The 12,978-nt window shown below is 74.7% G+C and carries 13 protein-coding genes; 8 read left to right on the top strand and 5 right to left on the bottom strand.

Annotated features, from left to right (window positions below; genetic code table 11):
• Positions 1-77: 77 nt before the first annotated feature.
• Genes J7E94_RS34000 through J7E94_RS33990 form a run of 3 tightly spaced genes read left to right on the top strand, consistent with a single transcriptional unit; the run spans position 78 to position 3,531 of the window.
• Positions 78-1,385 carry a cobalamin biosynthesis protein CobG gene (locus J7E94_RS34000; RefSeq protein ID WP_251057642.1) on the top strand — a complete coding sequence of 436 codons (1,308 nt, stop codon included), beginning with the start codon at positions 78-80 and terminating at the stop codon, positions 1,383-1,385.
• Positions 1,382-2,029, top strand: a complete 648-nt coding sequence (locus tag J7E94_RS33995) for a precorrin-8X methylmutase (RefSeq protein ID WP_215020680.1) — start codon at positions 1,382-1,384, stop codon at positions 2,027-2,029. Before J7E94_RS34000 ends, J7E94_RS33995 begins: the two co-directional genes overlap by 4 nt.
• Positions 2,026-3,531, top strand: coding sequence for a precorrin-2 C(20)-methyltransferase (locus J7E94_RS33990; protein ID WP_215020679.1), 1,506 nt, complete (start codon positions 2,026-2,028; stop codon positions 3,529-3,531). Before J7E94_RS33995 ends, J7E94_RS33990 begins: the two co-directional genes overlap by 4 nt.
• A gap of 141 nt (positions 3,532-3,672) precedes the next feature.
• Here J7E94_RS33990 and J7E94_RS33985 read toward each other — a convergent pair whose 3' ends face one another.
• The 3 genes from J7E94_RS33985 to cbiE are packed head-to-tail and all read right to left on the bottom strand — an operon-like array spanning position 3,673 to position 6,438.
• Positions 3,673-4,446 (bottom strand): cobalt-precorrin-6A reductase, encoded by a 774-nt coding sequence (locus J7E94_RS33985; protein WP_215020678.1) that lies wholly within the window; start codon positions 4,444-4,446, stop codon positions 3,673-3,675.
• Positions 4,436-5,185 (bottom strand): precorrin-4 C(11)-methyltransferase, encoded by a 750-nt coding sequence (cobM, locus tag J7E94_RS33980; RefSeq protein ID WP_215020677.1) that lies wholly within the window; start codon positions 5,183-5,185, stop codon positions 4,436-4,438. Before cobM ends, J7E94_RS33985 begins: the two co-directional genes overlap by 11 nt.
• Positions 5,182-6,438, bottom strand: coding sequence for a precorrin-6y C5,15-methyltransferase (decarboxylating) subunit CbiE (gene cbiE, locus J7E94_RS33975; protein ID WP_215020676.1), 1,257 nt, complete (start codon positions 6,436-6,438; stop codon positions 5,182-5,184). The genes cobM and cbiE overlap by 4 nt, the downstream gene beginning before the upstream one ends.
• 155 nt (positions 6,439-6,593) lie before the next feature.
• Between cbiE and J7E94_RS33970 the strand changes: the two genes are divergently transcribed.
• The gene (locus tag J7E94_RS33970; RefSeq protein WP_215020675.1) at positions 6,594-7,523 is read left to right on the top strand and encodes an oxidoreductase; all 930 of its coding nucleotides are present in this window, start codon (positions 6,594-6,596) and stop codon (positions 7,521-7,523) included.
• A gap of 184 nt (positions 7,524-7,707) precedes the next feature.
• Here the strand turns inward: J7E94_RS33970 and J7E94_RS33965 are convergent, their stop codons facing one another.
• Both J7E94_RS33965 and J7E94_RS33960 read right to left on the bottom strand, forming a co-directional pair.
• Complete coding sequence (locus J7E94_RS33965) at positions 7,708-8,316, bottom strand: TetR/AcrR family transcriptional regulator (RefSeq protein WP_215020674.1); 609 nt, start codon at positions 8,314-8,316, stop codon at positions 7,708-7,710.
• A 144-nt stretch (positions 8,317-8,460) separates the two neighbouring features.
• The gene (locus J7E94_RS33960) at positions 8,461-9,408 is read right to left on the bottom strand and encodes a serine protease (RefSeq protein WP_215020673.1); all 948 of its coding nucleotides are present in this window, start codon (positions 9,406-9,408) and stop codon (positions 8,461-8,463) included.
• Between the two features lie 206 nt (positions 9,409-9,614).
• Here J7E94_RS33960 and J7E94_RS33955 point away from each other — a divergent pair, with 206 nt between their 5' ends.
• The 4 genes from J7E94_RS33955 (at position 9,615) to J7E94_RS33945 (ending at position 12,839) form a co-directional block, all read left to right on the top strand.
• The gene (locus J7E94_RS33955; protein WP_215020672.1) at positions 9,615-10,640 is read left to right on the top strand and encodes a phosphatidylinositol-specific phospholipase C domain-containing protein; all 1,026 of its coding nucleotides are present in this window, start codon (positions 9,615-9,617) and stop codon (positions 10,638-10,640) included.
• 165 nt (positions 10,641-10,805) lie between these two features.
• Entirely contained in the window at positions 10,806-10,928 is a 123-nt protein-coding gene (locus J7E94_RS35560) for a hypothetical protein (RefSeq protein ID WP_285440854.1), read from the top strand.
• Positions 10,929-11,007: 79 nt separating this feature from the next.
• Positions 11,008-12,174 carry a hypothetical protein gene (locus tag J7E94_RS33950; RefSeq protein WP_215020671.1) on the top strand — a complete coding sequence of 389 codons (1,167 nt, stop codon included), beginning with the start codon at positions 11,008-11,010 and terminating at the stop codon, positions 12,172-12,174.
• Positions 12,171-12,839 (top strand): O-methyltransferase, encoded by a 669-nt coding sequence (locus J7E94_RS33945; protein WP_215020670.1) that lies wholly within the window; start codon positions 12,171-12,173, stop codon positions 12,837-12,839. Before J7E94_RS33950 ends, J7E94_RS33945 begins: the two co-directional genes overlap by 4 nt.
• Positions 12,840-12,978: the final 139 nt, after the last annotated feature.

The following is a 12,978-nucleotide window of genomic DNA, read 5'->3' as shown; positions in this document are numbered from 1 at the left end:
GGATGTGGCTGGTCGGGTGGGGTGGGGTGGTGACGGACACAGGTCGGGGGAGGGGAATCGTGGGTATGCTCGCCGCCATGCCCCAGCCCCCTTCCGCCGCATCGCGGGACGAACCCGTCATACGGGAGCGCGGTGACGCCTGCCCCGGCGCGCTGCGGTTGCACCCGGCCGACGACGGGATGCTGGCCCGGATCCGGCTACCGGGCGGGCTGCTCGGCATCCGGCAGGCCTCCGTACTCGGGCTCGCCGCCGACCGGTTCGGCGACGGGCACCTGGAACTCACCTCGCGCGGCAACGTGCAGCTGCGCGGGCTCGGCGACGGGTGCGGAGCCGGGCTCGCCGAGCTGCTCGACGGAGCCGGGCTGCTGCCCGCGCCGAGTCACGAGCGGGTGCGGAACATCGTGGCCACGCCGGTGTCCGACGACGTCGTGCCCTGGGTCGGGGAACTGGACCGGCTCCTGTGCGCGAGCAGCCGGGCGACCGCGCTGTCCGGGCGGTTCCTCTTCGCCCTCGACGACGGGCGGGGGGACGTCGCCGCTCTCGATCCTGATGTGACCGTGCTGGCAGGGGGCGGCCTCAGGCGGGCGCTGGTGCGGCTGGGGGCCGGTGCCCATGCCGTCGAGGTGGCCGCCGCCGACGCGCCGCGGGCCGCGCTGCTGGCCTCCGAGTACTTCCTGGACGCCGCCGATGCCGCCGGGACCCGGGCCTGGCGCGTCGCCGAGCTGCCGACTGAACACGTGCTCCAGGAGGGGGAGTTCGCTGCGCGGCTGGCTGCCGTCGGCGTCGCCGCGGCGCGCGTGCCAGACGTGGCGTGGCCGTACGCGGCGCCGCCCCAGCCATGGGGGCCGGGCATCGGCGACCAGACGCCGCTGTGCGTGCTGCCCGCGCTCGGCCGGCTGAGCTCCGCCCAGTGGCGGGTGCTGGTGCAGGTCGCCGACCAGGGCCGGGGCGGGCTGCGCGTCACCCCGTGGCGGAGCATCATCCTCCCCCGGGCGAGCACCCGCAGACCGATCGACGGCTACGCCCGCCTCGTGAGCGCCGGCCTCGTCGTCGCCCCCGACGATCCCTGGCAGTCCGTCACCGCCTGTACGGGGCAGCCGGGTTGCGCCAAGGCCCTCGCCGACGTACGCGCCGACGCGCGGGCCGTCGTGGCGGAGTCGACCGGTGCGCTGCCCGTGCACTGGTCCGGTTGCGAGCGCCGGTGCGGGCATCCGCGCGGCACCGCCTGGGTGGACGTGCTCGCCACCGGGAACGACGGATACGCGATGTCCGTGCACGGGGAGCCCGCCGTGCCGGTCTTCCGCCCCGACCTGGCGGCCGCACTCTCGGCCGCGCGCAACACCTCCCCGACGATCTCAGAGTCCGCAGACGCAGTGAAGAAATGAGCGAGTACACAGTGTTCGAGTACGAGAAGGACGGCGCCGCGATCTACCGCCAGTCCTTTGCCACGATCCGCGCCGAGGCGGACCTCGCCGGGCTGCCCGCCTCCGTCGCCCAGGTCGCGGTGCGCATGATTCACGCCTGCGGGATGACCGACCTGCCGAAGGACCTCGGCTACACCCCGGACGTCGTGCTGCGCGCCCGCGCGGCCCTCACCGCCGGTGCGCCGATCCTCTGCGACGTGCAGATGGTCGCCAGCGGCGTCACCCGCAAGCGGCTGCCCGCCGGCAACGACGTGATCTGCACCCTCTCCGACCCGGCGGTCCCCGAACTCGCCGCGAAGATGGGCACCACGCGCAGTGCCGCCGCCCTGGAGGTCTGGCGTGACCGAGGCCTGTTGGAGGGCGCGGTGATCGCCGTCGGCAACGCGCCGACCGCGCTCTTCCGGCTGCTGGAGATGATCGAGGAGGGCGCCCCGCGCCCGGCCGCCGTCATCGGCGTCCCCGTCGGTTTCATCGGCGCCGCCGAGTCCAAGGACGCCCTCGCCGAACACCCCTCAGAGCTCGACCACTTGATCGTGCGGGGCCGTCGCGGCGGCAGCGCCATCGCGGCCGCCGCCGTCAACGCGATCGCGAGCGAGGAAGAATGAGCGACACCACCCAGGGCACGGCAGGCCGGCTGTACGGGGTCGGACTCGGCCCCGGCGACCCCTCCCTGATGACCCTGCGCGCCGTCGAGGTGATCGGCGAGGCCGATGTCGTCGCCTACCACAGCGCCCGCCACGGCCGCTCCATCGCCCGCTCGATCGCCGCGAAGCACCTGCGCGCGGACCACATCGAAGAGCCGCTGGTCTACCCGGTCACCACCGAGACCACCGACCACCCGGGCGGCTACCAGGGCGCGATGGAGGAGTTCTACGAAGCCGCCGCCGCCCGCCTCGCCGCCCACCTGGACGCCGGCCGGACCGTGGCCGTGCTCGCGGAGGGCGACCCGCTCTTCTACAGCTCGTACATGCACATGCACAAGCGCCTCGCGGACCGCTACACGACCGAGGTCATCCCCGGCGTCACCTCGGTGAGCGCCGCCGCCGCGCGGCTCGGCACCCCGCTCGTGGAGGGCGAGGAGGTCCTGACCATCCTCCCCGGCACCCTGCCCGAGGAGGAGCTCACCGCCCGCCTCGCCGCCACCGACTCGGCGGTCGTGATGAAGCTCGGCCGGACCTTCCCGGCCGTGCGCGCCGCGATGGAGAACAGCGGCCGGCTCGCCGAGGCCCGCTATGTCGAGCGCGCCACCATGGCCGGCGAGCGCACCGGCCGGCTCGCCGACACCGACCCGCAGAGCGTGCCGTACTTCGCCGTGGCCGTCGTGCCCAGCCGGATCGGCAACCCGGGCAGCGTCCCGTCCGGGCCCGGCGAGGTCGCCGTCGTCGGCACCGGGCCGGCGGGACCGCTGTGGCTCACGCCGCAGACCCGGCGCGCGCTCGCGGACGCCGAGGTGCTGGTCGGCTACACCACGTACCTGGACCGGGTGCCCGTGAAGCCGGGCCAGATCCGGCACGGCTCGGACAACAAGGTGGAGTCGGAGCGCGCCGAGTTCGCCCTCGACCTGGCCCGCCGCGGACAGCGGGTGGCCGTGGTCTCCGGCGGCGACCCGGGAGTCTTCGCCATGGCCACCGCCGTCCTGGAGGTGGCCGCGCAGGCGGAGTACAAGGACGTGCCCGTACGGGTCCTGCCGGGGGTGACCGCGGCCAACGCGGCAGCCGCCGCGGCCGGCGCCCCGCTCGGCCACGACTACGCCACCATCTCCCTCTCGGACCGGCTCAAGCCGTGGGAGGTCATCGCGGAACGGCTGCGCGCGGCCGCCTCGGCGGACCTGGTCCTCGCGCTGTACAACCCCGGCTCGCGCAGCCGGACGTGGCAGGTGGCCCAGGCCCGCGAGCTGCTGCTGGAGCTGCGCGCCCCCGAGACCCCGGTGGTCGTCGCCCGCGACGTGGGCGGGCCGGAGCAGTCGGTGCGGATCCTCACCCTCGCCGAACTGGAGCCGTCCGAGGTGGACATGCGCACGCTCCTGCTGATCGGCTCCTCGCAGACGCAGGTCACCGAGCGGGCCGACGGCTCGCGGATCACGTGGACCCCGCGCCGCTACCCGTGAGCGTGGCGGTGATCGGGTGAGGTGAACGACCGGGCCCGGTGTCCGGGGGGCGGTGGACCGCCCCCCGGACACCGGGCCCTTTCGCCCTGCGAAGGTCTGCGAAGGTCTGCGAAGGCCGCCTACGAAGATCCTGCGAAGGTGTTACGAAGTCTCCGCGCTGCCGAGCCAGTTCAGGGCCGTGGCCACCGAGCCCGCCTCCCGTACGCCCTCCGGGACCGCCGGGCGGCGGACGACGAGGACCGGGATGCCGGCCTCGCGGGCCGCGGTGAGCTTGGGGGCGGTGGCCGAGCCGCCGCTGTCCTTGGTGACCAGGACGTCGATCCGGTGCCGGGCGAGCAGCTCCCGCTCGCCGGCCAGGGTGAACGGGCCCCGGTCCAGCAGGACTTCGAGCCGCGGCGGCACCGGCGCGGCCGGGGGATCCACCGAGCGCACCAGGAACCAGGTGTCGGTGAGGTGCGCGAAGGTGTGCAGCCCCATCCGGCCGGTGGTCAGGAACGCGCGGGCGCCGAGGCCGGGCAGCCGGTCGGCCGCCTCGGCGAGGGAGTCCGCGAAGGTCCAGTCGTCGCCGGGCTCCGGCGTCCAGCCGGGGCGCCGCAGCGCCAGCAGCGGGACGCCCGTGAGCGCCTGCGCCTCGGCCGCGTGGAAGCTCATCCGCTCCGCGAAGGGATGGGTGGCGTCGATGACGTGCGTGACCTCGTGGGCGACGATCCAGGCCGCGAGGCCCGCGATGCCGCCGAAACCGCCGACCCGGGTCTCGCCGGGCGGCAGGACCGGCGCGGTGACCCGGCCCGCCAGCGAGCTGGTCACCCGGCACGAGGGGTCGGGGGCCAGCGCCTCCGCGAGGCGGCGGGCCTCCGTCGTGCCGCCCAGGACCAGGACGTGGCGGGCCGGGCGGGGGCCCGGTTCAGCAGGCATGCCGGTCGCGCTCGGGGGAGTACAGGTGGCTGTCGCGGAACTGCTCCGCGCCCAGCGTGCGGCCCACCACGATGACCGCGGTGCGGACCAGGCCGTGCTCCTTCACCTGCGGCGCGATGTCGGCCAGCGTGCCGCGCAGGATCAGCTCGTCGGGGCGGCTGGCCATCGCCACCACCGCCACCGGGCACTCGGCCCCGTAGTGGGGCAGCAGTTCGTCGACGACCCGGTCCACGTAGCGGGTGGCCAGGTGCAGCACCAGCAGCGCACCGCTGCGGCCCAGCGTGGCCAGGTCCTCGCCCGGCGGCATCGGCGTGGCCTGCTGGGCGATCCGGGTCAGGATCACGGTCTGGCCGACGGTCGGCACGGTCAGCTCCCGCTTCAGCGCGGCCGCCGCCGCCGCGAAGGCCGGGACGCCCGGGACGACTTCGTAGGGGATGGCGGCCGCGTCGAGCCGCCGCATCTGCTCCGCGACCGCGCTGAAGATCGACGGGTCGCCGGAGTGCAGCCGCGCCACGTCCTGGCCCGCCGCGTGGGCCCGTACGCACTCGGCGGTGATCTCGTCCAGGTTCAGCTGCGAGGTGTCGACCAGCCGCGCGTCCGCCGGGCATTCGGCCAGCAGCTCGCGGGGGACGAGGCTGCCCGCGTACAGGCAGACGGGGGCGGCGGCCAGGGTCCGGGCACCGCGCACCGTGATGAGGTCGGCGGCGCCGGGGCCCGCGCCGATGAAGTACACGGTCATGCTTGATCCTTCTCGTTCGTCGCCTTTGTCACTGACCACTGGGTGACCGGCATCGCCTGCCGCCAGCCCGTGAAGCCGCCGACCGGCACGGCGTGCGCGACCGAGAGCTTCACGAGTTCGCCGCCGTGCCGGCGGTAGCGGTCGGTGAGGACCGCCTCCGACTCCAGGGTGACGGTGTTGACCACCAGCCGGCCGCCGGGGGCCAGGGCCGCCCAGGCCGCGTCGAGCAGTCCCGGCGCGGTCAGTCCGCCGCCGATGAAGACCGCGTCGGGGGAGGGCAGTCCGGCGAGGGCCTCCGGCGCCGCGCCGACGATCACGCGCAGGCCCGGCACGCCGAGCACGGCCGCGTTGCGTGCGATCCGCTCCGCCCGCTCCGGTACGCGCTCCACCGCCACCGCACGGCACGAGGGGTGCGTCCGCATCCACTCGATGCCGATGGAGCCGGAGCCTCCGCCGATGTCCCACAGCAGCTCGCCGGGGGCCGGGGCCAGCGCGCACAGGGTCGCGGCCCGGACCCGGCGCTTGGTGAGCTGGCCGTCGTGCTCGTAGGCGTTGTCCGGCAGGCCGGGGGTCGCGCCGAGGCGGGGGGCCGGGTGGGCGGGGTCCCGGCGGCACTCCACGGCCACTACGTTCAGGGGATCGCCCGGCGGGTGGTCCCAGCCGTCGGCCACGCCCTCGTACGTGTCCTCGCGCTCGGAGCCGAGCTGTTCCAGCACCCGCATCCGGCTCGGGCCGAAGCCCCGCTCTCGAAGCAGAGCGGCGATCTCGTTCGGGGACACCGCTCCGGCGCTGAGCACCAGCAGCCGCCGCCCCTCGTACAGCGCGGCCGCGAGCCGGGCCACCGGGCGGCCGACGACCGTGAGCACCTCGGTGTCCTCGACCGGCCAGCCCAGGCGGGCGCAGGCGTAGGAGACGGACGAGGGGTGGGGGTGGACGCGCAGCGACCGAGGCCCGAGCTCCTCGGCGAGGGCGCGGCCGATCCCGTAGAACATCGGGTCACCGCTCGCCAGCACCGCGACCCGGCGGCCCGCGTGCTCGGCCATCAGCTTCGGAACGGCCGGGCGCAGCGGGCTCGGCCACGCCACCCGCTCACCGGGACAGTCGGCGGACGGCAGCAGGTCCAGCTGGCGCGGCCCGCCGATCAGCACCTCGGCGCCGGCCAGCGCGGACCGCGCGGCGGCCGTGAGCCCGGACCAGCCGTCGGCGCCGAGGCCGACGACCGTCACGGGTATGGGGGGCGGTGCGGAGCTCACGCGCGGTACCTCGGAACAGGAAGGGGAAAGCGGAAAGGGGGTGCCGACCCGCAGCCTACTGGCCTGCGCCTTCGGGCCGTGCTGCCGACCCCCGCCGCCGATCCCGGGCCCAGGGGTCTACCCTCGGTAACCCACCGCGTCGCGAGGGAGCTGCCATGCCCGGCTGGAACGCCACGAACATCCCCGACCAGAGGGGCCGGACCGCCGTCGTGACGGGGGCCAACAGCGGGATCGGCTACGTGGCCGCCCGCGAGCTCGCCCGGCGCGGGGCCCGCGTGGTGCTGGCCTGCCGCAGCGCCGCGCGCGGCCGGGCCGCCGTGACCCGGCTGCGCGGCGAAGTGCCGGGCGCCGAAGCAGAGTTCGCCGCCCTCGACCTCGCGGAGCTGGCATCCGTACGGGAGTTCGCGAAGGCGTTCGGGGAGCGGCACGCCGCCCTGGACCTGCTGATCAACAACGCGGGCGTGATGGCCCTGCCGTACGGGCGGACGGCCGACGGTTTCGAGATGCAGCTCGGGGTCAACCACCTCGGGCACTTCGCGCTGACCGGACTGCTGCTGCCGCGGCTGCGGGCCGCCGCCCCCGGGGCACGGATCGTCAACGTCTCCAGCGGGTTCCACGCGCTGGGGAACATGGACCTCGACGACCTGGGATACGAGCGCGGCTACCGGCGCTGGGTGGCCTACGGCCGCTCCAAGACGGCGAATCTGCTCTTCACGCACGAGCTGTCCCGCCGCTTCACCGCCGCCGGATCCACCATCGTCGCGGCCGCCGCCCACCCCGGCTACGCCTCCACCAACCTGCACGCCGGCGCGGCGCAGGACGGCGGCACGCTCTTCGCGCGAGGGGCGGCGATCGCCAACGACGTCATCGCGCAGCCCGCCGCCGGGGGCGCGCTGCCCACGCTGTACGCGGCCACCGCGCCCGGGGTCCGGCAGGACGCCTTCATCGGCCCGCGGTTCGGCTGGCGCGGGGCGCCGGCCCGCTCCTGGCGGGCGAAGTGGACCCTCGACGACGCGTCCGGCGAACGGCTCTGGGCGGCCTCCGAGAAGCTCACGGGCGTCTCGTACGGATCCCTGCCGCGCTGATCCGCGGCGCCCGGTACCGCTGCGCGCGGGCGCCCCGCGTGTGAGTCCGTCCGCCCCCGGCACGCCTCAAGGCGCCCCGGGTGCGGGCGTGGCCTGCGGCCCCCGGCCCCCGGACACTCGGCGGCATGGACGACGACGGTAAGGACAACCACCCAGCAGCCCGACCCGCCACGCTCAGCGCCGCTCAGCCCTGTTCGGGCTCCGGGCGCAGGGAGCGCCAGATGAGCTCGGGCAGGTAGCGGGCGGCCTCGTTGAGGTCGATCTCGTAGGTGCTGGACAGCCAGCGGCGCGCGGCCTCGGTGAGCGGGCCCATGACCATGACCTCGATCACGGGCGCCGGGAGCGGGGCGATCTCGCCGCGCTCGACACGCACCCGCAGCCAATCAATGATCGCCGCGAACTTGGCCGCCTTGGCCGCGCCGATCTCCTCGGCGTGCGCCACCAGGTAGCCGGAGTAGGCCGAGGCGTGCAGGAAGAGCGCGACGTCGCGGTGCTCCTGAGTGAAGCGGAGGTAGGACGTCACCCACGAGCGGAGGCCGGTGCGCGCGGTGCGGCACCGGTTCAGCGCGGCGACCATGTCGTCGCACAGCATGTCCATGCACCGGATGTACAGGGCGGCGGCGAGGCCGTCGAAGCTGCCGAAGTGGTGGTAGAGGCTGCCGAGGCTCACCCCGCTGGCCGAGACGACCGCGTTCACGGTGAACCCCTGCTGGCCGGACTCGGCGAACACCCGGAGGGCGGCGGTGAGGAGGAGGTCGACGGTGGCTTCGCCGCGTTGCTGCTTGGGAGACATGGTCCAGTCCCGTCGGTGTCCGTTGTGGTGTTGTCCGCTTGGATGTGGCGGAGAGCCTAGCAATACCCGTTACTAGAGGGTCTTTCTAGAAAAGCACTCCACGACACTGTCGGCACACCACCCGGACGCCCTGCGGTCGCAGCGCTAGGCGCGGTTCGGGGACTTCGTGGCGCGCTCGTACAGCGCGCGGACGCCGTCGTCGAAGTAGCTGCTGTACGAGGTCGCGTCGTCGCCGCCGCCGTCACGGCCGCCGATCACGCCGATCAGCGTGTGGCCGTCCGTCAGCACCGGACCGCCGCTGGTGCCGTTGGGAACGTCCGCGCAGTCGACCCGCAGCTGCGTCGGCCCCGCCGCGCGGGCGGTGTTGCGGCAGTCCAGCGGCTGCTCGGAGTCGTTCGGATAGCCCACGACCCGGGCCGGCGCGGGCAGTTCGGGCCGGAAGGAGACCGTCGCGGCGCCGGTGACGTCCTCCAGTCGCTGACCGGGGTAGCCGGGGCGGCGCAGCCGGACGAAGGCGACGTCGTGGTCGGGGTCCTGGACCTCGGTCCAGCGCGGGTCCACGTCGATCCGGGTGGGCACCCACACGCCGTACGGGGCCACGCCGTCGCGGTAGCCGGGGGCGAAGGCGAGGTTCGTGCGGAAGCCCGCCCCGTACACGCAGTGGGCGGCGGTGGCGATGAGGTCGCCGCCCGGCGAGTGGACCACGGCAGCCGAGCAGTGGTGGTCGGGGTCGCCGTCGGAGCCGGGGGAGAAGAGCGCGCCGATCGCGGGCTCGGCGGGCGCGGGCCGGGCCTCCAGGGGGTCCGAGGGTGCCCATCCGGCCGACTTCCAGTTCACGGCGCCGGCGCCGAAGGCCTTGCCGTCCATCGGCGGGTTCGGGTCCTCGCGGACGTTCCCGTCCAGTACGGCGGCCGCCGTCCGGTCGGCCCGCTCCGGGTCCTGCTGGTAGGTGCCCAGCGCGGCGTCCCCGTCTGCACGGTGGGCGGCCACGCCCCACAGTTCCCAGACGTACGCGCCACCTGTGACGAGCAGCGCGCAGAGGCCGAAGAACACGGAGGCCCGTAGGACCGGCCCGCGCACCTTGCTGAACATGTGGTCCTACTCCCGCCCCGCTGACGCCGTCGACTCTTCGTTCGATGGGGGGAGTGGCGCCCCGGGTTCCGTCCCGGGTGCGTGTCCGTCGTCACAGTGGCCCGCCCGGCCGGCGCCGCGCCACTTCCCGGCCTTCCGCCCGTCATTCAACTCCCATATCCTCCAGGCGACTTGAACCCCCCACAGAGTCGACGGGAGCCGAGAGTATGAGATTGCGCAACCGGATGGCGGCCGCCGCCCTCGCACTGGGCACGGCCCCGGCCGGCGCCGCGGGCACCTCGGGCGACCTCCCGTACGCGGGATCGACCGGCGTCGGCGTGCACAACGCCTACGAGAAGGCCAAGTACCCCTACTTCGCCGACGCGCTGGACTCGGGCGCCGCCATGCTCGAACTCGACGTGTGGACCAACTTCTTCGGCAGCTCCTGGCGGGTCTCCCACGACAACCCCTTCGGCAACGACAGCAACTGCGAGAACGCCACCAGCCCGGCCCAGCTGCGCACCAAGTCCCGCAACCAGAACCTCGCGGGCTGCCTCTCCGACATCCGCAGCTGGCACGACGCCCACCCCGGCCACCGGCCGGTCGTCCTCAAACTGGAACTCAAGGACGGCTTCGCCGCCAACCTCGGCCGCGGCCCGGCCGAACTCGACGCGCTGCTCACGGGGAAGCTCGGCGACGCCGTCTACCGCCCCGGGCAGCTCGCCGCCGGCCACCCCGACCTCGACACCGCCGCCCGCGCCGGGGCCTGGCCCAGCCGCGCCGCGCTCGCCGGCAAGTTCATCGTCGAGCTGATACCCGGCACCGTGGAGGAGGGCAACGGCTCCGACACCCTGTGGACCGACCGAGAGTACGCAACCCACCTGCGCTCCCTCGCCGCCCAGGGCCGGCTCGGCCAGGCCGCCGCCTTCCCCGCCGTCCACCGGGCCGAGGCGGGCGACCCGCGCGTCACCCGCTACACCGACGCCTCCCTGCGCCCCTGGTTCGTGATCTTCGACGGGGACGCGAGCGCGTACGCCTCGGGCACCATCGACACCGGCTGGTACGACCGCAACCACTACCTGCTGATCGCCACCGACGCCCACAACGTCGCCCCCGCCATCGACTCCACCCGCCCGACCGAGACCCAGGCACGCGACCGCCTCGCCCTCCTCGCCGGCCGGCACGCGTCGATCATCTCCGCCGACTGGTACCCGCTGCCACAGGTGCTGAGCACGGTCGTACCGCGCGGCTAGTGCTGTGGCCGGGCGGCTCCTTGCCCGCCCGACCGTGACAACCACCCTGCTCATCAGGGGGCGATGGAGGCGGCGGGACGGAGCCGCGCCGTTTCCACCCGGCCCCGCCGTCGTTGAGCAGCCGGGTGCCCCCGCACGCTGCCACCCGACCGCACGGACCCAGCGGTGATCCTCGACTCCGCACGCCTGCCGGACCGGCTCGCCGCCGCGATCGCACCTGTGGACCCGGACCGGCCGCGGACCGCGGAGGTCCTGGACGAGAGCGACGACAGCGAGGAGCAGCGGTGATGACCGAAGCGGTGGATGCGTACGGAGCGCGGGCGCGGCAGATCCCGGAAGCGGCCCCGGCCGAGCCGGTCTCCCGCCCGTGACCGCCGCACCGCACGCCGGCCCGGCCGGGCGCGACACGGCACCGGCCTACGAAGCGCTCCCCTTCGACGCGTTGTGGGACCGGCCCGGGATCGGGACCCCGGCTGAGGGAACGGCCGAGCCCCCGGCCCGGGCCTGGCAGCTGGCGTGGGACGCGCTCGACGCCGCGGAGGCCGCCGACGTGCTGGAGCGGCTCGTCGCGCGGGACTACGCCTTCCCCACCTCCGGCTCCACCCGCGAACCCGTCCGGCGGACCCTCCCCGGGGCCCGGCTGCGCGCCGACAGTGAGCAACTCGCCCGCCTGCTGCGCCCGTACGAGCCGCAGGCCCTCGTCAGCTTCGCTCCCTCCCGGCACGCCTACGGCGCCTCCGCGACGGTGCTGCTGCCCGCCGTGACCCGGCTGCCCGTCTGGTTCTGGCCGGCCTCCGACTGTCCGCCGCCCCCGGTCACGGCCCGCCGGATCGCCGTCGTCGCCGTCCCCGGGACCTTCCGGATCCTGGCCCGACACCCCCGCTGGCTCGCCGCCTTCGAGCACATCACCTTTCTCCACAGCTCCGCCGAACTGCCGCCCGATGCCGTCAGGTTGAGCGACGGCCGGCGCACCGCCATGGTCGAGGTGCTCGGCTCCACCGAGGCCGGCGCCGTCGCCCACCGGACCGGCTGGGACCCGGACGGCCCGTGGACCCTGCTCGACGACGTCTCCTTCGCCGGCCCCCGCGAAGGCCGGGAGATCCCGCTCACCGTCTCCGGACCGCGGCTCTCCGCCCTCCCCGACGGCAGCCACCCCGCCCACCACGCGATGGACGACCTGGTCCGGCCGCTCGGGGACCGGCAGTTCCTGCGCCTGGGCCGACGCGCCCGCCCGGTCAAGCCCCACGGCGTCCGGCAGGACCTCGACGGCATCGCCGCCCGGCTCCGCGCCCTGCTCCCCGGGGCCGACGTGACCTGCGTGCGCGCCGCCGACGCGCTGCTCGGGGAGACGTACGACCTGCGCGTCGCGGGGGGCGGCCCGCTGACGGAGGACGGCGTACGGGCCCTCGCCCGCGGCCTCGGAGCCCCGCCCCGGGAGGTCCGCGTCGTCGACCGGCCCCCGCGCGGCCCCCTCGGCACGCCGCCGGCCGCGCCCCCGCCACCCCCGCATCCCACGAAGGGACGTACGACATGAGCAGGAACCCGGACGACGTGAAGACCGTGCACCTCACCCCCGAGGTCTACGCCTACCTCGTCGCGCAGGCCGAACCGCCGAGCCCCGTCCAGGAGCAGCTGGTCGCGCGCACCCGTACGCTCGGCGGGCCCGCCGAAATGCAGGTCCCGCACGAGCAGGCGGTGCTCCTCACCCTGCTGGCCAGGCTCACCGGCGCCCGGCGGATCGTGGAGGTGGGCACCTTCACCGGCTACTCCACGATCGCGCTGGCCGAGGGGCTGGAATCCGGCGGGCGCGTCATCACCTGCGACATCTCCGAGGAATGGACCTCGATCGCGCAGCAGGCCTGGAAGGAGGCCGGGGTCGCCGACCGGATCGACCTGCGGATCTCCCCCGCCCTGGAGACGCTGACGGCGCTGCCGCCCGAGCCGGTGATCGACCTCGTCTTCCTGGACGCGGACAAGACCGGCTACCAGGCCTACTGGGACCAGCTGGTGCCGCGCGTGCGCCCCGGCGGGCTGCTCCTCGCCGACAACGTCCTCTACGGGGGTGAGGCGGCCCGCGCCGACGCCACGGGCAATGCCCTGGCCATCCGCGAGTTCAACGCGCACGTCCGTGCGGACGACCGGGTCGAGTCGGTGCTGCTGCCGGTCGCGGACGGCCTCACCCTCGCCCGCAAGCGCTGAGCCGGCCCCGCCCGAGTGCCGGGGTTTGCTCCAGGACCAGGGCGGGGAACTGGGCTCAGGAGGTCCTACGTTGTTGGCATGGGTTGAACGGGCCGTCGTAAGGTCCAGAGATCCAGAGACACCGGGTATGGCTTTCAGG

Source organism: Streptomyces sp. ISL-94, assembly GCF_018614075.1.
Taxonomy (GTDB): Bacteria; Actinomycetota; Actinomycetes; order Streptomycetales; family Streptomycetaceae; genus Streptomyces.
This window is presented reverse-complemented; position numbering and strand designations above follow the sequence as displayed.

Bases quoted from the DNA above. Each gene is read 5' to 3' on its own strand.
- J7E94_RS34000 (WP_251057642.1), top strand. From the start codon at position 78: ATGCCCCAGCCCCCTTCCGCCGCATCGCGGGACGAACCCGTCATACGG.
- J7E94_RS33995 (WP_215020680.1), top strand. From the start codon at position 1,382: ATGAGCGAGTACACAGTGTTCGAGTACGAGAAGGACGGCGCCGCGATC.
- J7E94_RS33990 (WP_215020679.1), top strand. From the start codon at position 2,026: ATGAGCGACACCACCCAGGGCACGGCAGGCCGGCTGTACGGGGTCGGA.
- J7E94_RS33985 (WP_215020678.1), bottom strand. From the start codon at position 4,446: ATGCCTGCTGAACCGGGCCCCCGCCCGGCCCGCCACGTCCTGGTCCTG.
- cobM (WP_215020677.1), bottom strand. From the start codon at position 5,185: ATGACCGTGTACTTCATCGGCGCGGGCCCCGGCGCCGCCGACCTCATC.
- J7E94_RS33970 (WP_215020675.1), top strand. From the start codon at position 6,594: ATGCCCGGCTGGAACGCCACGAACATCCCCGACCAGAGGGGCCGGACC.
- J7E94_RS33965 (WP_215020674.1), bottom strand. From the start codon at position 8,316: ATGTCTCCCAAGCAGCAACGCGGCGAAGCCACCGTCGACCTCCTCCTC.
- J7E94_RS33960 (WP_215020673.1), bottom strand. From the start codon at position 9,408: ATGTTCAGCAAGGTGCGCGGGCCGGTCCTACGGGCCTCCGTGTTCTTC.
- J7E94_RS33955 (WP_215020672.1), top strand. From the start codon at position 9,615: ATGAGATTGCGCAACCGGATGGCGGCCGCCGCCCTCGCACTGGGCACG.
- J7E94_RS33945 (WP_215020670.1), top strand. From the start codon at position 12,171: ATGAGCAGGAACCCGGACGACGTGAAGACCGTGCACCTCACCCCCGAG.